At 70.3% G+C, this 256-nt stretch carries 1 protein-coding gene; it reads left to right on the forward strand.

Features of this window, described 5'->3' with window-relative positions; genetic code table 11:
• On the forward strand, window positions 1–256 hold a 256-nt coding region (locus tag IPV08_RS24365), incomplete at both ends, for an MFS transporter (protein ID WP_207414440.1).

Below are 256 nucleotides of genomic sequence, written 5' to 3' on the forward strand. Positions count from 1 at the left end.
CCAGGTCGTCGCCGGCATCGGCGCCGGCGCCGTCTACGGCACCTGTGTCGGCTCGGCCCTGAAATGGTTCCCCGACAAGCGCGGGCTTGCCGCCGGCATCATCGCCGCCGGCTTCGGCGCCGGCTCGGCGCTGACCGTCGCCCCGATCCAGTGGATGATCGCCGACCACGGCTTCCAGGCCGCCTTCTTCAACTTCGGCATCGGCCAGGGCCTCGTCGTCTGCGCGCTCGCCTTCTTCTTCACCTCGCCCAAGAAG

Source organism: Methylobacterium sp. SD274, from assembly GCF_017355285.1.
Taxonomy (GTDB): Bacteria; Pseudomonadota; Alphaproteobacteria; order Rhizobiales; family Beijerinckiaceae; genus Methylobacterium.